Below are 20,625 nucleotides of genomic sequence, written 5' to 3'. Positions count from 1 at the left end.
CCCCGGCGGGCGGTTCAGAGGAACACGGTCGCCAGCATGCCTATCACGATCACGCAGCACAGGGCGTAGGCGATCCTCGTCCAGAACGTATCGTGCTCCTTCCTCAGGTTGTAAGTGGCCGCCGCTATCCCGGCGACCGGAGTGAAGATGAGGACCAGTATCCCGGCCGCCAGCAGGAGGTCCGTGACGTCCAGGACGCTCAGCAGCAATCCCACGCACATGATGGACAGCCCTATGAGGGTCCCCCAGTGGAGGACGTTGGAGGTGTCGGAGTTCAGGCTCATATGATCCCTCCTGCCTGGCACAGCATCACGGCGGCTATGAAGAAGTAGACCACGGTCATGTACCTCTTGAGCGCCTTGGCGTTGATCCTGGAGCTGATGCGGGTGCCCAGCCTGGCCCCGATATATGCTCCGATGGCGACCGCGGCGGCGACGTCCAGGATGATCTCCCCCATCAGGAAGTAGATAACCGCCCCGGAGAATGCAGTTATCCCGATCATGTAGTTGCTGGTGGCGGTGGCGACCTTAATGGGCAGGTGCATGTAGATGTTCATGAGGGGGACCTTTATCGACCCCCCTCCGATGCCGGTCATCGACGATACCGCTCCGGCCACCGTGCACAGGGCCATCCCGCCGCGCACGTGCTGGACGGTGTACTTCTGCTCAGAGGGCTCCGCGCCCGCCTCGACGTAGGAGAAGGTGAACCGGGAGTCCTTCTCGTCGGTGCTGGCATAATGCCTCTCGGGGGACAGGTCCATCTTGATGCCGGAGTACAGCATCACGGCGGCGAACAGCACGATGAGGACGGTGTTGTCCAGGTAGGCGGCGATTATCGCACCCGATACCGCTCCCAGGGTCGTCGTGATCTCCATCATCATCCCGAGGCGGACGTTCGACATCCCTTTCCTGATGTAGCTGGTGGCCGAGCCTGTGGAGGTCGCCACAATCCCGACGAGGGAGGCGGCGGTCGCCTCGGTGGCATCGAGCCCGAAGAGGATCGTCAGCACCGGGACGAAGACGATGCCGCCTCCGAGGCCGAACAGGGCGCCCACTATGCCCGCGCCGACCGCGATGACCATGAGCACCAGGAGCAGGAAGGGTTCCATCGGGCCTCTCCATGAAGGGGACAGATAATAAACTGACGCGAACTCCGCCGGGAGCGGGCCCGATGCCCCCCGGCGGGGGAAAAACGTTTCAGAGCTCGTCGAATTCACGGAGTTGCTTCCGGATTTCCGGGCCAGGTTCTTGGAGATCATGCCCTCCTCGAGCCAGGCGGCGTTGAATACCGCCGGCACGGCGAGGCACTCGAAGCAGACGTTCCCGCGCACCTCGGGGGACATGATCCTGCTGTGGTATACGTCCATGATATCGTCCGAGGACACCTCTTTCAGGTCCTCCCCCATCTTCTGCAGCTTGCTGCAGTCCGAGACGATCTCGATGAGGTCCCCGTTCTCCTTGTGGGTGGCGGTGATCCTGCATTTCTTGTCGCAGACGCGCATGTTTACCTTTACGGTCGAGGTCATGCCGGGGCTATGCGCGAGGAACGATAAGCAATGTTCTACGGACGTCGGCATCCGATGCATGTTGCAATAACGGTCGGGTGTCGGATCCAACGTCCGCACGGCGCATCATCTCGGCCGGGGTCGATAAGTAGAAAGACCTCCGCCCGATTGGGAATGCGATGGCAGTGCTGCTGATCAGGTATTCGGAAATCGGCCTCAAGGGCTCGGCGGTCCGCAACCGCTGGGAGAACCGCATGAAAGACAATCTCATGCAGATGCTGGAGGCCGACGGCGTCGAGTCCCTGGTGGAGAAGGGCCAGGCGCGCTTCTACATCACCGCCGGGGACATCTCGGCGGCCATAAGGTCCGTGAGGAAGGTCTTCGGGGTCTCCTCGCTGAGCGTCGCCGAGGAACTGGACAGCACCGACCCGGAGGAGATATGCGCCGCGCTCGCGGAGTACTCCAAGACGCGCATGGTCGACGGGAAGACCTTCGCCGTCCGCGCCCGCAGAGAAGGGGGCCAGAAGTACACCTCCATGGACATAGCTAGGCAGGTCGGCGACGCCATCTGGGACGCCAACCTGGACAAGCACCCGAAGGTGAACCTCAGCGAGCCCGACATCACCTTCTGGGTGGAGGTCAGGCCGAAGAAGACCTACTACTTCCAGGAGTACATCTACGCCCATGCCGGCCTGCCCCTGGGCACCCAGGGGAGGGTCGTGGCCTATGTGGATGACGACCGCGGCCTCCTGAGCGCCTGGCTGATGATGAAGAGGGGATGCAGGGTCTACGTGGTCGGAGACTACGGGCTCGGCGTGCTCAGGCAGTACGATCCCCGCCTGAAGGTCATCGATCCCGGTTTCCGCGTCGAGCGCAACCTGGGATATGTGTTCGGCTATGGGCTCGAGGAGGCCGCCGGGTTCGACCCTGCCTCCCGCGACCGGCCGGCGTTCTTCCCGACCGTCGGGATGACCGATGCCGAGGTGGCGGAGAGGGTGGCGGCGATCAGGAAAGAGGCGGAGGAATCGCCCTCCTGGGACCGTTCCGCCGAGTGACCGTCCGCCGTCGTTCACATTATTAACCGCCGCGCCAATCAGCCTCATGGCGAGATACCAGTGCACCCTGTGCGGGTGGATCTACGACGATGCTGATCAGAAGGTCCCTTTCGACAGCCTCCCAGATGACTGGGTCTGCCCCGTCTGCGGATCGCCGAAAAGCGCTTTCAAGAGGATCGCCGACGGGCCGGGAAAACGTTCCGGCGGCTCCGGCGGCCCGAGGGCGCCCAGGCGCTACCAGTGCCCGACCTGCGGCTGGATCTACGATGAGGCGTTCGAGGGCGTTCCCTTCGACAGCCTCCCCGATGACTGGGTCTGCATCATGTGCGGCGAGAGGAAGGAGAACTTCATCCTCCTGGAGGACTGCCCGCCCTCCGGTCAGTCCGGCCAATCCGGTCCCGAGCAGCCCCGCGGCGGCCGGGACACGGAGTTCGACCCGAGCCTGATCAAGCATGACGGCGGGGTCATGGACGAGATCCACGAGATGGCCGCGACCGGGAAGAGCCCCGGGCAGGCCATGGACACCCTCCTGCCGGTGCCGAAGTTCGACGACATCCTGATCCTGGGAGGGCAGCTCGCCCATCCTCCCTTGGACGACGGCGCCCCGGTGAACATAAGCACGGTCATCGGAACCTCGGCCGCCAGGCCCATGGTCCTGGACAATCCGATATTCATATCCCATATGAGCTTCGGGGCGCTCTCCGCGACGGCGAAGACCGCTCTCGCCATGGGCGCTTCCGCCGCCGGGTCCGCGATGTGCTCGGGAGAGGGCGGGGCCCTTCCCGCGGAGATGGAGCCTCCGACCATTACATCTTCGAGTACGTCCCCAACAAGTACAGCGTCAGCGACGCGACGTTCGGGAGATGCTCTGCTGTGGAGATCAAGATCGGCCAAGGCACCAAGCCCGGCATGGGCGGGCATCTCCCGGGCGCAAGGTCACGCCTGCGATAGCAGAGATGCGCGGGAAGCCTCCGGGGCAGGACATCCAGAGCCCGTCGAGGTTCCCCGAGATAAACTCCCCCGAGGACCTCAGGGACATGGTGTCGACGCTCAGGGAGAGGACCGGGGGCAAACCGATAGGGGTCAAGATCGCCGCCGAGAGAATCGAGGACGACCTGGAGTTCATATCTCATTCCGGGTGCGATTTCATCACGATCGACGGCAGGGGCGGGGCCACCGGGTCCTCGCCCAAGTTCCTCCGGGACGCGTCCTCGGTGCCCACGGTCTACGCCCTCGCCCGCGCCAGGAGGTACATGGATGCCCACGGGATGACCCAGGAGCTCGTCATCACGGGCGGCCTCAGGACCGGAGGGGACTGCGCCAAGGCCATCGCCATGGGGGCGGACGCCGTTGCGCTCGCATCGGGGCCGCTCATCGCCCTCGGGTGCCAGAGGTACAGGGCCTGCGGTTCCGGCCGCTGCCCCATGGGCATCGCCACCCAGGACCCGGAGCTCGAATCGAGGCTGGACTTCTCCAAGGGAGCGGTCCGCGTGGGGAATTACCTCAAAGCGCTCTCCGAGGAGCTCAGGGTCTTCGCCAGGGTCACCGGCCACGACGACATCCATGATCTGGGTCTCGACGACCTCTGCACCACTGACAGCGATATCGCCGCGGCAACCGGGATCAGGCACGCCTGACCGCCGGTCAGAGGCATCTGCCGAGGGTGTCCTTCCAGCCCTCGGCCCCCATGAAGGACGAGGGCACATCGGTCTCCATCCTCCGATAGAGGCTGTATGGCACGGCGAAGGTCATCTTATCGCGGTCGATGAAGCGCCTCGCATAAAGGTCGGTGAAGCCGACCACGGCGCGGGGGTGCTCCTTCATCCCTTCTCCGGCGGGGATGGCGTAGATCTGCTGGCAGGCGTGCCCGTAAGGCATGATCACTGCCTGCCCCTCGCCCTCGTAGCCGAAGGAAGCGAGCTGTGCCAGAGCCGAGATCCTCGTCGGGTCGGCGATGAAGACGACCACCTCCACGGGCCTCTTCTCGGCCTCGGCCTCTCTGAGGTCCTGGAATACTATGGCGTCGTTCCCGTCGCCGATGTCCGGGATCCCGGAGAGGCGGGCCTTCGCGATGTCAGGGTTCCTGAAATGCAGCTTAGCGGGATGCTTTGACCTGGGAACGCCGGTGGACAGGGCGCAAGCCGTCGACTCCCTATCGGGGATGCCGCCGAAGCCGAACCCGCTGACAGCTCCGTGGCAATAGATGTGTGCCTTGTCGGCGGCACACTTCTTCCCGGTCCTGGCACATTTCAGCAGGAGAGGGGGAATGGAGCAGTGGCCCTGCGGCACATCGGCATCCGCGGGGATCTCCGCGGAGCGGTATATCGCAACAGGTCTGACGGTCAGTTCAAGTGCGGCGGCGATGCGGTCCATTGATTATCCCGCCATGAGAACATGGAGCGGCGTTAAAACTGTTGCCGGACGCGGATCGGACAGGCGCCGAAGCCTGCAAGCCACCTGCAGCCATCAAATCGAACGAAAGAAAAACCCGCCCCGTAAAGGGGACGGGGAAGAAGTTTGGCGGGGCAGGGAACTCAGTTGTTCCTGTTGCCGTTGGCACCGCCGGAAGGCCTGACCTTCTCGGCGCCGTGACCCTTGTTCTGGAGGCCGCGTCCTCTCCTTCCGGCCGCGGTCAGTCCGCGGTAGACGCGGTTCTTGTGCTTGTTGTTGCAGATCCAGTTGATCTTGGGGTCATGCTGGATGACAGGGCATCCGGGGTCGACGAGGATGACCTCGTACCACTCGTTCTGCCCGTCCGCTCCGACCCAGTAGGAGTTCAGGACCTCGAGGTTCTGATAGCGCTTCTGGGTCCTCTCCTCGGCGATGGACTGGAGGGATTTGCTGACGATGAGCTGTTCCTCTCCCTTCCTCTTCGCCCTCCTTCCGGTGTTGATGTGCCTCTTGCGGTAGGCACCCTTCCTCACCTTGGCCCTGACGAGGACGTATCCCTGCTTGGCCTTGTAGCCGAGCGCGTGGGCCCTGTCGAGCCTGGTGGGCTTCTCGATGCGGAGGAAGTTCTCTTCGCTCCTCCACTTGATGCGCCTCTCCTGGTTGAGGGCTTTCACATAGGTGTTCCTGCTGTCGGCCCAGGCCTCGGCGATGTACTTGTACATGCTCTTGCCCTGGGGGGCCTTTTTCTCGGTAGACTCTTCTGCCATGATAATCACCTTCCGGATTCGCCGTTAGACGGTACATTTCCGACGGGAACAGAATCCCGTGCCATGTCCGATGCTTACCCCTTATTTAAAAGGCACCCGCGCGCGGGGCGGCGGCCGCGGGGGATCCGGCAGACGGATGAAGGATTGGCCGTCAAGTAACCGAAGAAAAATTCCTCAAACAACCGAAGAATCTTAAGAATCATCAATGCGATTGCATGTGCCAGATGTCTGAATTTCTTTTAAATTGCAAATTGCTTCAGATTATTGCTTCACCAAATCTTTCGAGGCCTCAGACAACTGTGCGGAGGCGAATGATGAGTTCCGATTCTGAATGCACAGGGTACTTGAAAATTCAAGCATTCGACATAGAGTCAGGGAAGCCCATTTCAGGTAAGAGCAGGTCTTTGCCCGCTTCGTTTCCGGATAATGAAGCATTAGTCCCGAGGATGCCGAGCGCTTCATCGCCGCGGAACTGGCCCGCCGGGGGTACACGGTCTTCGACGCCTATGCCAGCAGCGTCCGCGTTTCCCTCATGGGCATCAGGAACGGCCTGAGGATATATGTCCGCACGGTGCAGAAGCTCGATGACGGCAACGCGAAAAGGGAACTGGCCGCTTTCAGGTACGCTCCGGACTTCTTCCCGAAGCATATCGTGTCCCTGGAGCCGATCTCCCTCACGGCCGATATGTGCGGGTTCAGGTTCAGGACGCTCGGGGAATTCCTGGCATCGAAGGATTATTGATGGATTCGCGATTGCTTTCAGCAGCATGTGATACTGCAAACAGCAGGGTTCCACTGCAATAATTTCCTGGATTCAGGAAATGCAGTAGGTTTTCAGCAGGTATTTCCTGGATTCAGGAAATGGAGCTCAGGAGCCGCGGGTATCGCGTCTGGGTCGGCGATGCGAAAGGGAAGGAGATCGACTTCATCGCGGAGAAGATGCGGAAGAAGGTCTATATCCAGGCAACTTTCGAGATGTCCAGCCCGGACACGGCGAAAAGGGAGTACAGCCCGCTGAGGGAGATAGACGACAATTTCCCGAAGTTTGTCGTCGTCATGAAGGAGAACCCGTTCTTCGGGGACTCCGACGGCATCAGATGCGTTCTGCTGAAGGACTTCCTGCTGTCAAAAGATTATTGATGCCGTCAGCTGAAGAAACTGTCGAGCGATGCCGTCTTCCCGCCGCCGGCCTTCTCTTTGGCGCTGCCTTTGGACACTTTCTTCGGCTTCTCCGGCGAGACCCGCCTTCCAGCAGCGTGGTCTGCTGGGACCCTGCCAGCAGGTCCTCCTCCTTCCAGCCGTAGATCTCGGTGATCCTGGAGGCCATCTGCGCTATGCGCTCGGCGTAGTAACGGTAGTCGGGGACGGCGTCGAACGGCGCCCCGCTCACGTAGGGCTCGACCTCCTGGGGCGTCTTGGAGGCATCGGTGACGATCCAGGACACCTTCATCCCCGGGATGAAATTGTAGCCCTTGGCGACCAGTTTCCTGGCGGCCTGCACGTTGGCCATCCTCTCGGGGTTCTCATAGGCATCGAGCCCTTTGCAGGTGCGGGAGATGACCAGGTCTCCGGCCGGGACCTTCCCGGCCATCAGGTCGCGGATGGAATCCTTGACCATCTTCAGCGCTCCGTCGGTGTCCTCGTCGAGTATCATCTCGAAGAGCTTCGTCAGGACCCTGCTCTGCATGTCGAAGGAGTCCGACCTCCTGATCTCGTACCCGCGGACCAGGAGCTCATACTGCTTCTCGGGCCAGATGATGCGGCCGACGTACCTCTTCTTCATCCCGTGGGAGAACATGGGCTCCATCAGCTTCTCGAACTCGAGCGTCTTGCCGTCCTTGGAGAACCTGTCCGCCTGCTCCTTCCCAAATTTCACGGCCCCTTCGACGTCATGGTAGGGCGAGAGCACGAAGACCGAGTCGGTGTCCCCATAGATCACCGGGTATCCGTCGGCCTCGAGCTGCTTGATGATCCCGGTGATGTAGAACCTGGCGAAGCTGGTGATGGACGAGCCGATGCTCTTGTCGGTGAAGCGGTAGAAATCGCTGGCGAAGACGCCGTAGAAGGTGTTCATGACCACTTTCACCGCGGCCTGCAGGCCGTTCAGGTAGTCATGCTCCTCTGGGTCGGAGGTCGCCTTCATGCGCTTCTTGATGGAGTCCCTCTGCTCCATCAGCCCCGAGAGGATGGCCGGCAGCAGCCCGCGCTTGCGCTGGGGGGACATGTAGCGGGCCCCCGAGGGGGCGGCGATCTCGCCGTCGTCGCTGAGGGTGGTGAAGCAGATGTTGTTGGCGATGATCAGCGACGGGTACATCGATTTGAAGTCGAGGACGACGACCCAGTGGTAGAGCCCCGGCTTCATGGTGTGCACGTAGCCGCCCTCGATCCTGTCCTCGCGCTGCGCCCGGCGCCTGCCGTTCATCGGCACGCCGACGCCGTGCCTGTCGGCGGCGCGGATGAGCAGGGAATCCGCCAGGGTGGAGGTCCCGGAGACCAGGACGTCCTCCGCCGGCAGCTTGGAGACGGCCGCGAGGTCCAGGGCCTTGCGGACGGTCTCGACCTTCAGCAGTATGCGCAGTGCCAGATTGGCGTCCTGCACGCAGTAGCTGAGGACCTTCTCCCGGTTCTTGTTCCACTCCTCGTCCATGTGGCCCGGGTCCACATCGAGCTTCTGCTCCCCGAGGACCTGCAGGGAGACGGCGTTGAGCGTCTCCTGCTTCGGCCGGAGCTCCCTCTTGGCCGCCCACCAGGCATCGACGATGAGCCTGCCCTTTACCCTCCAGAAGCGCTCGGAGAAGAGCTTGGGCTGGCCTCCGTCCCTCCCCCAGGGGAGGGCGTCCTTCATCTTCAGGGCCTCGGCGCGCTCCATGATCTTGCGGATGTCGTAGTTGTCGATGTTGTACCCGGTGATGACGTCCGGGTCCTCCTCCTGTATGAGGCGGGCGAACCCTGCGATGATGTCCTTCTCGGCCCCCCATATCGGTTCCGGGACCGAGAACTTCCCGTTCTCGAAGACCTCGGTGCAGATGCAGTAGATGTGCTGGTCGGAGATGCTGTTCTCGATGTCGAAGGAGAGGTACTTCAGCCCCGGGTCGAACGGCTCGAGGTTCTCGAAGCTCTCCATCCGGAGGACTATGTCGGTGGAGTACTTCGTCCCCTCCGTCTCCGTACCGGTCGCGCGTATGCACGCGCCCATGTCGGTGTCGTAGATGTAGCGGTCGTGGTACTGGATGTCGCCGGCCAGCACCTTGAACCTGGAGGACAGGCGGCTGCGGTGCCCGGGGACGGCCCAGGGGCTCTTGAATACTACCTTGAGGCAGTCGTGCGGCTTCCCGCCGACCTCCAGGACGGTATGGGACACGGAGCTGACGTCCTGGTCCTCCTTCAGGCCCTTCTCGATGTACTCTACCGGGTCCTCCACGTAGAAGTACGGCTCGAACCCGTACACCAGGAGGGTCGCGGAACGCCGGTCGCGGGTCTTGCCGAAGAGCTCTATGTACGGCTCCCCGTTCTCATCGGAGGAGTAGGAGGCGCTTATCAGCCTGACGTCGTATGTCCCCATCTGCGGTTCTCACTTGTTGGCCACTATGCGGATGATGTCCCCGGGCTCCAGCACGTAGTCGGCGCGACCGTGCGGTGGGTGCGGCAGTTCACCGCGCGGATGAACTTGTCGCCCAGGTCGGTGTGGATCCTGTACGCGAGGTCCTTGGCGGTGGACCCGCGGGGGACGAGATGGCAGTCGGGGAGCACGCGGCCGAACTGGTCGCACAGCTTGCTCTCGTCCTGCACGGGGAAGACGGGTATGTAGTCGAGGGTCTTGTAGACGGCGTCCTCCAGGCATTTCTGGATGCCGGTGCCGCCGTACTTCTCCATGTTCTCCTTCATGTACTCGAGGGCCTTGCGCTGGGCATCGTTCAGCTTCGCGCCCTCCTTGATCCTGAACGTCGGGTCTCCGGGGGTGTACTCGATGATGCCGGCCTTCTCGGCCTTCTTGAGCGCCAGCTCGGTCTCGGCCATGGTCGGGACGGACTCTTCTCCGAGGCCCGAGAGCTTGTCCAGGTTCTCCTTCGGCGCGATGTCCGCCTTGTTCATCGCGATGATCATGGGCTTGGACGCCTTCCTGATCTCGGAGCAGACCTTCAGGAGGGATTCATCGTCCCAGAGGGTGGGGTCGGACGGAAGGGGGGCCTTCTCGAGGGCGGCCTTGATCTGCCCCTCGGTGACCTTGAGCCCGGCGAGGCGGTCCGCCAGGACCTCCTCCGGCTTGCTGCCGTTCATCTTGGCCTGCCTGGCGATCTTGCCCAGGCCGTCCTTGATGATCTCCCTCATCCAGCAGTCGATCTCATGCCTCAGGAAAGTGACGTCCTCGGTGGGGTCGAACTCCCCGGGCTTTCCGGGGATGCCCTCGATGTTGGTGGAGCCGGAGGCGTCCACCACGTTGATGAGCGCGTCGGCCTGGCGGAGGTCGTCCAGGAACTTGTTGCCCAGGCCCTTTCCCTGCCAGGCGTCCGGGACCAGCCCGGCGACGTCCAGGAGGTCGACGGGGATCATCCTGGTGCCGTTGATGCAGAGAGAGTTGTGGGGGTTGCAGGTGATGCCGAGCTCCTTGCAGGGGCAGGGATACCTCACGTATCCGACGCCCTTGTTGGGCTCGATGGTTGTGAAAGGATAGTTGGCGATTTCGACGGGGGCCATGGTGGCGGCGCCGAACATCGTCGATTTCCCCACGTTCGGTTTTCCGACGATGCCTATTTGCATGTAATCGCCGGGCATTAAGCGGACGCGTTGTTTATAGGTTGGCTTCGGAGGGGAGCACGGAACCGCCCGCATACGGCCTGGCGGACGGAGGCCGCTGGTCACGGATCCTTAGATTCATTCGGGACGCGAAGCGCAAAAACGTGCGTAAACCCCGTTTCGGGAAGTGCAAAAACGTGGGAAAACCATGTTTTGGAAACTGCAAAAACGTGCGTAAACCTCGTTTCGGGAAGTGCAAAAATTGTATAGGTAAAAATATCTGGATGCACATTGTTTTTGGGATTCAGGCGGCGGAGATAAAATGAGGGTGTTCAAGCGGAAGATCTGGGAAAGGCTTGCCGAATGGAAGCGGGACTTCAGCCGCGATTATGCGCTGCTGATCGAAGGCGCGAGAAGGGTCGGGAAAACCACTGCTGTCAGGGAATTCGCCGCCGCCAACTACAGGTCGTACATCCTGATCGATTTCTCGAAGGACAGGGAATCCATGAAGCTGTTCAGAGACTGCATGAACGATCTGGACGGTCTGTTCCTCCGTCTCCAGTCGGCCTACGGCACTGAGCTGTACGTCAGGGACAGCCTGATAATCATGGACGAGGTGCAGTTCTGCCCGCAGGCCAGGCAGGCGATCAAGCATCTGGTGGCCGACGGACGCTACGATTACATCGAGACCGGGTCCCTGATATCGGTCAAAAGGAACGTGAGACAGATTCTGATACCTTCGGAGGAGATGGCCGTTGAGATGTTCCCGATGGATTTCGAGGAATATCTGTGGGCCAAAGGCGATACCGTCACTGCCGGGCTCATCCGCGAATGCTTCAGGAAGAAGCAGCCCCTCGGTCAGGCGGCCCACAGGAAGATCATGGGCGAATATGCTGAGTACATGCTGGTCGGGGGCATGCCGCAGGCAGTCGATGCGCTGCTGGAATACAACAGCTTCAGCCGCGTCGAGAAGGTGAAGAGGGGGATCCTCGATCTCTACGTGAAGGATGCGGCGAAAACAGAGGAATCCGGTTCTCTGCTGGCTTCCATGACCCTTCAAAACGTTCCTTCCATGCTTTCGAAGCATGAGAAGCGCTTCATGCCCTCAGCGGTCCGTCGGGGGAGCCGCATCAGGGATTTCCGCACCAGCATCGCTTGGCTGGCCGGGTCCAAGACGGTCAATATCTGCTATCGCAGTACCGATCCAAGCCCCGCCCTCGGACTGAACCTCGACGAGGACGTTTTCAAGCTGTACATGGCAGACACCGGGCTGCTGTTCACCGCTGCTTTCAGAGCGAACATCGGAGATGCGGATGAGATCTGCTCGGCCATGCTGAAAGGGAAGCTGTCGATCAACGAGGGGATGTTCTTCGAGAACCAGGCGGCGCAGGAACTGAAGGCATCGGGACACGATCTGGTCTACGGGCGTTTCTATGCCGAAGGCACATCGCGCGTTCAGGAGATCGATTTCATCCTAGCCTATGCCGGGAGGCTTATCCCCATAGAGGTGAAGTCCTCGGTGTCGGGAAAGCATGTCTCTCTCGACAGGTTCATGGAGAAGTACCGGAAGTGGGTGAAAGAGGCCTACGTCATCCATACGAAGGACCTCAGGGTTGATGGGAACGTCGTTTACATCCCCATCTACATGACGATGTGCCTGTGATGCCGGCGCATCAGAAGGCGGTTTTCAGAAAGAGGGTTTGAGGGGGAAGAGGGCCTCACGGCCTCCTCTTTCCCTTGCCCTTGGAGTGCCCCTTCCCTTTATGGTTCGGGCGGCCGCCGTCCTGCCTGGGCTTCTTCTTGGGCGGGTCTGGGTATTTCTTCTTGATCTCGGCGATCCTCTTCTTCAGCTCGCTGTTCAGCCGGTCGCCGGCGAACTCCCCGCCGTATTCATCGATCTTGGCGGCGATGAGCACCTTGCCCGCGAGGGCCCTGGCTATGTTGCCCCTCTGCCAATACGGCGCCTTCCTCAGGTCCGGGTACTGGAAGATCACGCCGTGCTTCGGCGGGAGCTTCCCGGAGCGGAGGTGCCTGAACATGGCCTTCTCCGCGCCCAGGAGCTGCACGGTGGACGAGGGCAGGGAGGCGAGCCTCTCCAGCCCGCCGGCCAGCGATATGAGCCGGGCCGAGAGCGGCCCGCCGATGACCGCGCACATGTTGGGGCAGACGTCGGCCACCACCGCGTTGATGTAGTCCTCGGTCTCCTTCCGCTCGCGGTAGATCTCCGCCAGCCCGGAGGCCAGGCCCTGGACGGCCCTCATGTCGTCGGGCTCGAAGTCCGCGCCCATGGACTCGATGTCCAGCCCCAGCTCCTCCACGACCCCTTCGCGGTCGCCGAAGCGGGAGATGAGCTCGGCGTAGCGGTCGTCCTTGGCGATGTCCGCGAGCTCCGGGAAGTGCATCCCGTACCATTCGTGGAGCCGCTCGCTCATGAGGTTGGAGACCTCGATGAGGTCGTCCAGCGAGCGGATGGCCTGCACGAGGTTCTTGTCCCGGGCCATTGGCTCGGAGGTCCTCAGGCGTCCGAGGTCGAGCATGACCTCGTGCATGAAGTCCCCGCCGAAACCGTAGTCCTCGGGCACGATGTACGATGAGTCGTAGAGCATCGGCCTCCCGAGCTCGGCCTGCCGGCGGTCGCCCACGGAGAGCCTCTGCCTCCCCTGGGCCAGTTCCCTCTCTTCGGGGAGGATGCCTCCCCTCTGCACCTCGGCGAGCTTCTCGGCGCAGGCCTCCGCGTCCTTGGGCATGAGCCTGTAGGCGATGACCCTGTTCGATTTCTCATCGGCCAGGAAGACCCCGAACCACTTCGTCACCAGGACCGCCATTCATCTCATCTCCAGCAGTTTCGCCACCTCTTCCTTGGGCAGCTCGGGGGCGTCGCCGGAGAGCAGCTGCAGGTGGGCCTGGAACTCCAGCTCCTCCATGCGGTTGAAGGCCTCCTCCAGCGTCCTGCCCTGGGTGATGGCCCCGTGCTTGGACATGGTCATGGCCGGCTCCCCGGCGTATTCCATGACCGCGTCGACCAGCTCCTTCGATCCCGGGGTCTCGTAGCGGACCATGGGGACATGTCCCAGCAGGAGGACGCCCTCGGGGGTCATGCAGGTCCTGATCTCCTCGTTCCTCACGGCAAGTGCCAGCACATAGAGCGGATGGCAGTGGAGGACGGCGTTCGTCTCGGGGTTGGCCTTGTAGATGCCGACGTGGAAGAACCTCTCGATGGACGGCTTCCCTTCCCCGCGGACGGTGTTTCCGTCCATGTCTATGACGATGAGGTCGTCCTCGGAGATCAGCCCCTTGTTGACGCCGGAGGGGGTGATGAGCACTTCATCATCGTTCAGGCGGACGCTCATGTTGCCGCCGGCCGACACGGTCAGGCCGCGGTCGTAGAGCAGGTGGCAGCACTCGGTCAGCCTCTTCCTGGCATATGATTCCGGCATCATCCTTTCATCTCCGAGATCTCCGACGGGGAGAAGATGCCCTTCTCGGTGATGAATCCGCCCGTCACCAGTTCCGCAGGGGTGACGTCGAAGGCGGGGTTGAGGGCCCTGGACCCGGGCGGGGCTATCTGCACGCCGGCGATCTGGGTCACCTCCTTCTCGGACCTCTGCTCGATGACGATGCCCTTCCCGGACTCGGTGCTGAAATCGAAGGTGGATACCGGGGCGGCCACGTAGAACGGTATGCCGAAGTGCTTGGCGGCGATGGCCTTGTCGAAGGTCCCGATCTTGTTGGCGAAGTCGCCGTTCGCCGCGATGCGGTCGGCCCCGACGATTATCATGTCCACTCCCTGGCTCATGTAATAGGCGGATGCCCCGTCGGGTATGATGGCATGGTCTATGCCCTCCTGCCCGAGCTCCCAGGCGGTGAGCTGCATGCCCTGCAGGCGGGGGCGGGTCTCGGATACGTAGACGAAGAAGTCGGTCCCGCGGGCGTGGGCGTCCCTCATGGGCGCGAGCGCGGTGCCGTAGTCGACGGTGGCCAGGGCCCCTGCGTTGCAGTGGGTCATCAGCTTCATGCCGTCTTTGATGAGCTTCCCGCCGTTCTTCCCGATGGCGCGGCATTTGCCGACGATGGCGTCCGCATAGGCATCGGAGGCTCGACCGGGTCCTCGCCCTCCTTCAGGCGCTCCGCCATCCAATCGACGGCGTAGAACAGGTCGTAGGCGGTGGGCCGGGCGGCCTTGATGTCCGCGGCCGCCTTCTCCATGTCCGCTCCCTGGAGCTTCGCGAGGCACATTGCATAGGCCGCCGAGGCGCCGATGCAGGGCGCCCCCCTGGTCGTCATGTTCCTGATGGCCTCCGCTACTCCGCGGTAGTCGGAGAAATCCGCGAATGCCAGCTTCAGCGGGAGCTGCCTCTGGTCGATCATCCTGACCTTCCCGTTCTCGAACCAGACGGCCCGGATATCGGCCGTCCTGCCGTCATCTGTTCTCGCTTTCATAACGCGGAACGATTGGCTGACAGGGGTAATAAGATTGCGGGCGTCCGATCGCGGACGGTCACGCGCTTTTCTTCTTCGTCCCTTCCGAGTATTCCTCCCCGACGTCCGGAGCAGGCCGTCGCGCCTCTTCAGCAGGTGCGAGGTCCCGAAGCGTCCGGCCGTCAGGGAACGGAGGGTCAGGAGGAACGCCGCGCGGACGTGGATGATGTAGGGAGGGGCCGCCGGGCCGGACCATTCATCTGCCAGCGCGTCCAGGCGCTCCGAGGGGAGCGATGAGGATACCTTCGCGGCCTCGTTCCTCAGCGATTCCGTGAACGACAGGTACGCGTTCAGGCAGCGGAGGGGCTCGGGCTTCTTCCCGGGCATCGCGTTGGGGAGGCCCTGGGCGGTTTCGATCATGTTCCCGAGCGCCACCGCCGCCTCGGAGCAGAGGTCCCGCAGCTCGCGGATATCGGTGTAGGCGGAGAACGCCTCGATCAGCAGGAACATGTACGGGTGGGCAAGCCCCAGCACTCCGTTCTGGATCTTGCAGACGCCGAGGCTGGAGGACAGCCTCTTCATGAGGTCCGGTATGAGCTCGCGGTCGCGGATCATCATATCGATGTCGGCGAAGCCCGCCGCATGGAAGCTCTGGGCGGAGACCGGGTAGTTGAGCATGCCCTCGGTCAGGGAGGACAGCATGCGCTCGTAGACGGCGTCGCTGACGCGCGGCTCGGCGTACAGCCTCTTCTTCCAGGCCGCCGTCGCTTCGGCTATCCGGCCCGCCGAGGCCATCCATGCGCCCTCCTCGACCGGGTCCGACGGGACCGCCGGCTCAGGGGCGGGCGCTTTCCCCTGTGCGCTGAGATAGGCGCCGCAGGCGGTGCAGAAACCGAGCGATGGGTCTGTTACTTCGGCGCCGCAGGCAGGGCATTGACCATATCCCCGCATAAGCGCCGGGGATTTAATAATCCGGCGCATCCCGCACCGGCCCGCAGGTCAGTACCTGGGAATGAACGTCAGCAGGGCCCCGTTCCCGAGGACCTCGGCCGACTGGATCTCGAGCCCGATGCCGCCCGGAGCGACCCAGCCGTCCCCGTCCGCAGGGGTGGGGGAGTCCCTGCCGCCGATGATCAGCCCGCCGACGAACACGGTGTAGCGGTCCACCAGCTTCTCGCGGAAGAACGAGGCGATGACCTCCCCGCCGCCTTCGACCATGACGCTCTCGACACCGAAGTGCTCGGCGAGCAGGTGCAGCATGCCCCGCAGGTCGATCCTCCCGTCGCTGCCGCACTTCATGACCGTAGCGCGCCCGCCCCAGTTCCTGGTGCAGTCTGAGTCCACGGCGATCACCGTGGGGGCATCGCCGTTCAGCACCCTGGCACTGTCCGGGGTGCGGCCGTGCGCGTCCAGGACGACCCTGACGGGGTTCTCGTCATAGGATGCGCCCTTCACGGTCAGCTTCGGGTCGTCCGCGAGGACGGTCCCCACCCCGACCAGGATGGCGTCCGCCCTCCTGCGCATGGCCTTCACGCGTGCCAGGTCCTCCTCGGAGGAGATCCTCACCTGCTTCCGGTCCGTCCCGGCCAGTTTCCCGTCCGCGGACATGGCGCAGTTGACCTGCACGAAAGGCTTGAGGAGCTTCATTCGTGCTCCCCCGGAGTGACGGTGAAGTGGTACCCGTCATCCTTGCGCTCGACACCGAACCTGACGTCCAGGAAGGACTCCAGAGTGTCCATCTGGGACAGCAGGTGCTTGCTGATCCTGGACACTATGAACTCCGACCTCCCCTCGGCCATGGCCAGGTAGGGGAGGAGCTGGTCGGCGGTATGGATGTCCACCGTGGACCCGGAGGACATCTCCTGCAGGAGGTCCGAGGCCGCGTCCAGGCCGGACTGCTGGGCGCTGTGGCCCTTGGACGAGAGGACGTTCGACGACAGGATCCCGTTCTCGTATTCGGCCGTCAGCACCATGCCGGCGCCCCTGGACATCCCCTCGGAGCGCTGGTAATCGATCTCGATGTCGTATTTCCCTTCGAAAGCGCGCCGGCAGGACTCCATCATCTCCTGGCCCACGCGGTCGGAGAGGTGCTGCATGAAGCATAGCCCGCGCACTCTCTCGAGCCTGCCCAGTTTGTCCAGGACCAGGGGCTTGATCTTCCCTATGGGCTGCACCTCGAGGACCACGCGGCCCCCGCCGATGGGATAGAACCCTCTCTCCAGGATGTCCACCTTCGCATCGATGCCCATCTTCTTCATAAGGGGGAAGAGGACCATCGAATAGGAGTCGATGGGAGGGGCCCACATGACGTTCGTCCCTCCGGTTATGTCGATCCTGAACGGCACCGTGTAGTTCCTGGCGGCCAGCATGGTGGCCTGCATGACCAGGCTGACGGCCCCGGCGGAGCCGATGTCGAGCACCAGGTTTGTGTTCTGCTCATGGCCAGGCTCGATTAGAAGCTCGGACGATCCGAGGGTGTTGCCGGTGACCGTCGAGCCGGTCATCCTGGCCACCGCGTCGACGGCGGTGATGTGCTGCTTCGAGAGCCCGTTGGTGGGGCGGTTCTCCCTGATCCGGGTGAGGCGGGTGGTCTTCCCGGTGAGCGTCGCCAGCGCCACGGACGTGCGGACCATCTGCCCTCCGCCCTCGCCCCTGGAACTGTCGATCTCCAAAACCATGTTCACTGCCTAGGAGATGCCGTTATTTTAGATTAGCGAGCCCTGGACGGACGGCTGGACCGCCCCTGCTATCGCCATGATCGGGAGGCTCATACTGCGACGGAACAGGACATCTGTGCAGGAACCGGAGGTCTGGGACAATATGTGTACCGAAGGATCGGGCAGGGGTCGCGGCGATGCGCATGCAACCGCAGCAGAATGGACAGCCGAACGAAAACAGCATGAGTGCGGGTGCCGGGATTCGAACCCGAGTTAGTGGCTTGGGAAGCCGCCGTCTTAACCAACTGGACTACACCCGCTCGGGGTTTCCACATGCACCTTCATCTATTTTAGTCTAAGGTTCGAAACGTGCCCGCCAGGGATTTTATATTTCCTCGCCAATCAGAAGCCAGCTTTCGGCCCTGCTGAGACTGTAACGCAGCCTTTTCCGGGACTGTCTGCGGACCTGTGGTCTAGCGGTTATGACGCCGCCCTTACAAGGCGGAGCTCGCCGGTTCGATCCCGGCCAGGTCCACTCAGTCTATTCTTCTGCGCATCGCATCGGTTATCTTCCTGAACGGAGTCGGGGCCTCCATGGACCCGGAGATCGGGATGCTGCTGTCGGCCGCGGAACAGAGGGAACTGGCGGAGGATGAGCTGGTCCGCCTCCTCGGATGCCCCGAGGATTCCCCCGAGCGTCGGCGATCATATCCCACGCGCACTCGCTGGCACTTTCGGCCCAGGAGGGCATAGGGGAGATCGGGGCGCAGATAGGCATCGCCACCGGACCGTGCCATGCAGACTGCGCGTTCTGTGCGTTCGCCTTCAGCACCACCGACGCGGACGACTACGTCATGCCCGAGGACGTCCTCCGGCGCTATGTACGGGAAACGACCGCGGCCGGGGATGTCTCCTGCATATCGCTAATGACAATCAACGATACGGAGATCGATGTCCTGCTCGATGCGGTCCGTACGGCCAGGGCGGCCGCTCCCTCCGATGTCGTCATCGCGGTGAACACCGGAGACAGGGCCCCGGAGGAATGCGCGGAGCTGCGCAGGGCCGGGGCCTCCCGCGCCTACCATGCCCTCCGCCTGGGGGAAGGAGCGATCACCTGGCTGGAGCCCCGCGACCGCCTGGAGACCGTCAGGGGCTTCATCGGGGCGGGGATCGAGGTCTATGCGGGGACGGAGCCGGTCTACGCCGGCGTCTCCGACCGGGAGATCGCCTCCAATTACCTCGGCGGGATGCAGTACGGGTTCCGCCACGGTTCCTCGTCGGCGATGGTGCCGGTCGGGGGAACGAGGTTCTCCAGGCAGGGGGTCGGGGCGGTGTCCGCCCGCCGCGCCGACCAGATATCGTCGGCCCTCCTGCTCTCGACGTTCGCCGACCGGGAGTACGGGCGATCGGCTATTACGGAGGCTTCTACGGCGGGTTCGGGAAGGTGTTTGCGGAGTTCGCCGGGAGCCCGAAGGGGACGGCGGATTATATCGAGAAGGCGGACCCGTCGAAGAGCCTGCAGGGCGCAAGGAAGAGGCTCTTGGAATCGGGTTACGGCAGGGTCAGGGCGGCGGACGGGTCGGTACGCAGTCTCAGCGCGCTAATCTCCTCGGCCAGATCATCGGATTGAGTACTCGGACGTCTCGGAACAGCAGGTGCGTCATCATCCGTGCGATCGATGGGAAAGAAGTTCGCTCCCTCCGATCCCGGAAGGAAGCGGTAAGAAGTTTTCAGAGGGTTCGGCCGTTCAGCGGTGCATCCTGAAGTACAGCAGGCCTATGGCCGCGATCACGATAACGGCCGCCGCAGCGCCGCCGATGATCAGGCCGCTGCTGTCTCCGTCGTCATCGGAGCTTCCCGAATCGGAAGAGCCAGAGTCTCCGCTGTCTCCGGAATCGGAGCTTCCGGAGCTGGACCCTGTCGCGTTCACATGCAGCTGCAGCAATGAATCAGTAAGCAGATTATCGCTGTCATAGCAGTTTATGACGACATTGCCTGTAGTTCCCGCCGTCATCTTGCTGGGATCTACGATCAATGAAGCGCCGCTGTAGCTTATCCAGTCCGGCTGGGCGCCGGTGGAATCTTTGATGGAGCGCACTTCATGTCCGCCGGTCGCAGCATGGAGGTAGATAGCATCATCATCATCGATACTGACTTCAATAGTGGTCTCGCTGAGAGTGCTGCAGTCGGTGAAACCGGATACATGGGTATACATGTACGAACTGCTGATGTAGTTCTTCGTCAGGCCGTTCCAGCTGTCATATGCGCCGGTGCTGCTGTTGGTCTCGTTGTATGCTTCGAGATTGAAGGCAGAGTAATCGTTCACTGCTATGTTCGTGGATATCCCGGTACCGAATGCAGTGCTGTTAATGGCCGCGCTGGTCTTCAGCCCAGAATAGAGAATGGTCAGGGTTTCAAGGCTCTGGCACTGTTTGATGACACAAGTGCCGATATCGCAGGCGGGGATCGCGAGCGTTTTCATGGCGATGCATCCGCTGAACGCGTAATTCCCGATGGAGGTGACGCTTGCAGGGACTTCGAGGGACGTCAGGGAACTGCAGTCGCTGAAAGCGTTCTCCGATATGGTCTTCAATGTCGGGGGAAGATAGATCGATGTGATGCCGGTGCACCCTTGGAATCCCACTTGGCCGCTGCTGTTTTTAGCATTGCCTATGGCGGTCACAGTATATTCCGAGCTATGCGATACCTTGGACGGGACGGTTATTTCAGACGAGAGCCAGGTTCCGTTTGCCGAAACAGTCACGGTCGAACCGTCCGTCGAATAGTAACTGAACTGCGAATCGCTCCAGGTTATCTCCACATCCGCGTCCGATACGGCGGCCGCAGTCAGGGGTATGGACAGGAATGCGGCGACGGCGATCGCCGCTATCGCGGAGAGCATCCTGCCTCCGCAGATCGACTTGTTTTTCATCATGGTTCTCACCGGGCCAGCGTATCGCATTATATTTTTGGTTCTATAACATTTCGTGTGGAATCGGGCAGAGGAGCAGGCTCATAACGACCTGCAGCTGTCGCGGAAGAACACTATCCTTCCGAGACGCATCTCCTTCCCGTAACCTCTCGCCAATCCCTTGGAC

The 20,625-nt window shown here is 62.3% G+C and carries 16 protein-coding genes, 2 tRNA genes and 2 pseudogenes; 7 read left to right on the top strand and 13 right to left on the bottom strand.

The genetic code is table 11. From position 1 onward, the window contains the following. Positions 1–14 precede the first annotated feature (14 nt). Entirely contained in the window at positions 15–284 is a 270-nt protein-coding gene (locus AUQ37_RS04785; protein WP_058747633.1) for a DUF1634 domain-containing protein, read from the bottom strand. After that, a complete protein-coding gene (locus AUQ37_RS04780; RefSeq protein ID WP_235584933.1) occupies positions 281–1,525 on the bottom strand; it encodes a sulfite exporter TauE/SafE family protein in 1,245 nt (414 codons plus the stop codon). The genes AUQ37_RS04785 and AUQ37_RS04780 overlap by 4 nt, the downstream gene beginning before the upstream one ends. 158 nt (positions 1,526–1,683) lie before the next feature. Between AUQ37_RS04780 and AUQ37_RS04775 the strand changes: the two genes are divergently transcribed. Continuing rightward, complete coding sequence (locus AUQ37_RS04775) at positions 1,684–2,559, top strand: THUMP domain-containing protein (RefSeq protein WP_058747632.1); 876 nt, start codon at positions 1,684–1,686, stop codon at positions 2,557–2,559. Between the two features lie 46 nt (positions 2,560–2,605). After that, positions 2,606–4,196, top strand: a pseudogene (locus AUQ37_RS13565) (glutamate synthase-related protein). 7 nt (positions 4,197–4,203) lie between these two features. Here the strand turns inward: AUQ37_RS13565 and AUQ37_RS04765 are convergent. Further along, complete coding sequence (locus AUQ37_RS04765) at positions 4,204–4,932, bottom strand: DUF169 domain-containing protein (protein WP_058747631.1); 729 nt, start codon at positions 4,930–4,932, stop codon at positions 4,204–4,206. 161 nt (positions 4,933–5,093) lie between these two features. Continuing rightward, on the bottom strand, positions 5,094–5,717 hold the full coding sequence (locus tag AUQ37_RS04760; protein WP_082662411.1) for a 50S ribosomal protein L15e: 624 nt from the start codon (positions 5,715–5,717) through the stop codon (positions 5,094–5,096). Between the two features lie 532 nt (positions 5,718–6,249). Between AUQ37_RS04760 and AUQ37_RS04755 the strand changes: the two genes are divergently transcribed. Continuing rightward, entirely contained in the window at positions 6,250–6,459 is a 210-nt protein-coding gene (locus AUQ37_RS04755) for a hypothetical protein (RefSeq protein ID WP_058747630.1), read from the top strand. 119 nt (positions 6,460–6,578) lie between these two features. Further along, positions 6,579–6,857: an ATP-binding protein gene (locus AUQ37_RS04750; RefSeq protein WP_058747629.1), complete on the top strand. Its 279-nt coding sequence runs from the start codon at positions 6,579–6,581 to the stop codon at positions 6,855–6,857. On the opposite strand, the gene AUQ37_RS04745 is transcribed toward AUQ37_RS04750, so the two are convergent. After that, positions 6,811–9,279 (bottom strand): DNA-directed DNA polymerase, encoded by a 2,469-nt coding sequence (locus AUQ37_RS04745; protein WP_102134599.1) that lies wholly within the window; start codon positions 9,277–9,279, stop codon positions 6,811–6,813. The two genes, AUQ37_RS04750 and AUQ37_RS04745, sit on opposite strands and share 47 nt — an antisense overlap. Positions 9,280–9,302: 23 nt before the next feature. Continuing rightward, complete coding sequence (locus tag AUQ37_RS04740) at positions 9,303–10,475, bottom strand: redox-regulated ATPase YchF (protein WP_235584932.1); 1,173 nt, start codon at positions 10,473–10,475, stop codon at positions 9,303–9,305. Positions 10,476–10,773: 298 nt separating this feature from the next. Here AUQ37_RS04740 and AUQ37_RS04735 point away from each other — a divergent pair, with 298 nt between their 5' ends. Continuing rightward, positions 10,774–12,114 carry an ATP-binding protein gene (locus AUQ37_RS04735; protein WP_082662410.1) on the top strand — a complete coding sequence of 447 codons (1,341 nt, stop codon included), beginning with the start codon at positions 10,774–10,776 and terminating at the stop codon, positions 12,112–12,114. 55 nt (positions 12,115–12,169) lie between these two features. Here the strand turns inward: AUQ37_RS04735 and AUQ37_RS04730 are convergent, their stop codons facing one another. The 6 genes and pseudogenes from AUQ37_RS04730 to AUQ37_RS04705 all read right to left on the bottom strand — a co-directional run bounded on the left by AUQ37_RS04730 (position 12,170) and on the right by AUQ37_RS04705 (position 17,847). Next, entirely contained in the window at positions 12,170–13,276 is a 1,107-nt protein-coding gene (locus tag AUQ37_RS04730; protein WP_058747628.1) for a ribosomal biogenesis protein, read from the bottom strand. Then, the gene (locus AUQ37_RS04725) at positions 13,277–13,891 is read right to left on the bottom strand and encodes a class II aldolase/adducin family protein (RefSeq protein WP_058747627.1); all 615 of its coding nucleotides are present in this window, start codon (positions 13,889–13,891) and stop codon (positions 13,277–13,279) included. After that, a pseudogene (gene mtnA, locus AUQ37_RS13560) lies at positions 13,888–14,891 on the bottom strand (S-methyl-5-thioribose-1-phosphate isomerase). Before mtnA ends, AUQ37_RS04725 begins: the two are co-directional and overlap by 4 nt. Before the next feature lie 978 nt (positions 14,892–15,869). Then, entirely contained in the window at positions 15,870–16,517 is a 648-nt protein-coding gene (locus tag AUQ37_RS04715) for a 2,5-diamino-6-(ribosylamino)-4(3H)-pyrimidinone 5'-phosphate reductase (protein WP_058747626.1), read from the bottom strand. Beyond that, positions 16,514–17,548 carry an RNA 3'-terminal phosphate cyclase gene (rtcA, locus tag AUQ37_RS04710; protein ID WP_058747625.1) on the bottom strand — a complete coding sequence of 345 codons (1,035 nt, stop codon included), beginning with the start codon at positions 17,546–17,548 and terminating at the stop codon, positions 16,514–16,516. Before rtcA ends, AUQ37_RS04715 begins: the two co-directional genes overlap by 4 nt. 226 nt (positions 17,549–17,774) lie before the next feature. Further along, positions 17,775–17,847: transfer RNA gene (locus tag AUQ37_RS04705), tRNA-Gly, on the bottom strand. A 142-nt stretch (positions 17,848–17,989) separates the two neighbouring features. Between AUQ37_RS04705 and AUQ37_RS04700 the strand changes: the two genes are divergently transcribed. Together AUQ37_RS04700 and AUQ37_RS04695 are read left to right on the top strand one after the other, a co-directional pair. After that, a tRNA-Val gene (locus tag AUQ37_RS04700) sits at positions 17,990–18,062 on the top strand. 139 nt (positions 18,063–18,201) lie between these two features. Then, a complete protein-coding gene (locus AUQ37_RS04695) occupies positions 18,202–19,131 on the top strand; it encodes a radical SAM protein (RefSeq protein WP_058747624.1) in 930 nt (309 codons plus the stop codon). 143 nt (positions 19,132–19,274) lie between these two features. Here the strand turns inward: AUQ37_RS04695 and AUQ37_RS04690 are convergent, their stop codons facing one another. Continuing rightward, positions 19,275–20,462: a leucine-rich repeat domain-containing protein gene (locus AUQ37_RS04690; RefSeq protein WP_058747623.1), complete on the bottom strand. Its 1,188-nt coding sequence runs from the start codon at positions 20,460–20,462 to the stop codon at positions 19,275–19,277. Positions 20,463–20,625: the final 163 nt, after the last annotated feature.

Origin of the sequence: Candidatus Methanomethylophilus sp. 1R26, from assembly GCF_001481295.1 — an archaeon.
Lineage (GTDB): Archaea > Thermoplasmatota > Thermoplasmata > Methanomassiliicoccales > Methanomethylophilaceae > Methanomethylophilus.
This window is presented reverse-complemented; position numbering and strand designations above follow the sequence as displayed.

Coding starts and splice junctions, on each gene's coding strand:
- AUQ37_RS04785 (WP_058747633.1), bottom strand. CDS start 284: ATGAGCCTGAACTCCGACACCTCCAACGTCCTCCACTGGGGGACCCTC.
- AUQ37_RS04780 (WP_235584933.1), bottom strand. CDS start 1,525: ATGACCTCGACCGTAAAGGTAAACATGCGCGTCTGCGACAAGAAATGC.
- AUQ37_RS04775 (WP_058747632.1), top strand. CDS start 1,684: ATGGCAGTGCTGCTGATCAGGTATTCGGAAATCGGCCTCAAGGGCTCG.
- AUQ37_RS04765 (WP_058747631.1), bottom strand. CDS start 4,932: ATGGACCGCATCGCCGCCGCACTTGAACTGACCGTCAGACCTGTTGCG.
- AUQ37_RS04760 (WP_082662411.1), bottom strand. CDS start 5,717: ATGGCAGAAGAGTCTACCGAGAAAAAGGCCCCCCAGGGCAAGAGCATG.
- AUQ37_RS04755 (WP_058747630.1), top strand. CDS start 6,250: ATGGGCATCAGGAACGGCCTGAGGATATATGTCCGCACGGTGCAGAAG.
- AUQ37_RS04750 (WP_058747629.1), top strand. CDS start 6,579: ATGGAGCTCAGGAGCCGCGGGTATCGCGTCTGGGTCGGCGATGCGAAA.
- AUQ37_RS04745 (WP_102134599.1), bottom strand. CDS start 9,279: ATGGGGACATACGACGTCAGGCTGATAAGCGCCTCCTACTCCTCCGAT.
- AUQ37_RS04740 (WP_235584932.1), bottom strand. CDS start 10,475: ATGCAAATAGGCATCGTCGGAAAACCGAACGTGGGGAAATCGACGATG.
- AUQ37_RS04735 (WP_082662410.1), top strand. CDS start 10,774: ATGAGGGTGTTCAAGCGGAAGATCTGGGAAAGGCTTGCCGAATGGAAG.
- AUQ37_RS04730 (WP_058747628.1), bottom strand. CDS start 13,276: ATGGCGGTCCTGGTGACGAAGTGGTTCGGGGTCTTCCTGGCCGATGAG.
- AUQ37_RS04725 (WP_058747627.1), bottom strand. CDS start 13,891: ATGATGCCGGAATCATATGCCAGGAAGAGGCTGACCGAGTGCTGCCAC.
- AUQ37_RS04715 (WP_058747626.1), bottom strand. CDS start 16,517: ATGAAGCTCCTCAAGCCTTTCGTGCAGGTCAACTGCGCCATGTCCGCG.
- rtcA (WP_058747625.1), bottom strand. CDS start 17,548: ATGGTTTTGGAGATCGACAGTTCCAGGGGCGAGGGCGGAGGGCAGATG.
- AUQ37_RS04695 (WP_058747624.1), top strand. CDS start 18,202: ATGCCCCGAGGATTCCCCCGAGCGTCGGCGATCATATCCCACGCGCAC.
- AUQ37_RS04690 (WP_058747623.1), bottom strand. CDS start 20,462: ATGATGAAAAACAAGTCGATCTGCGGAGGCAGGATGCTCTCCGCGATA.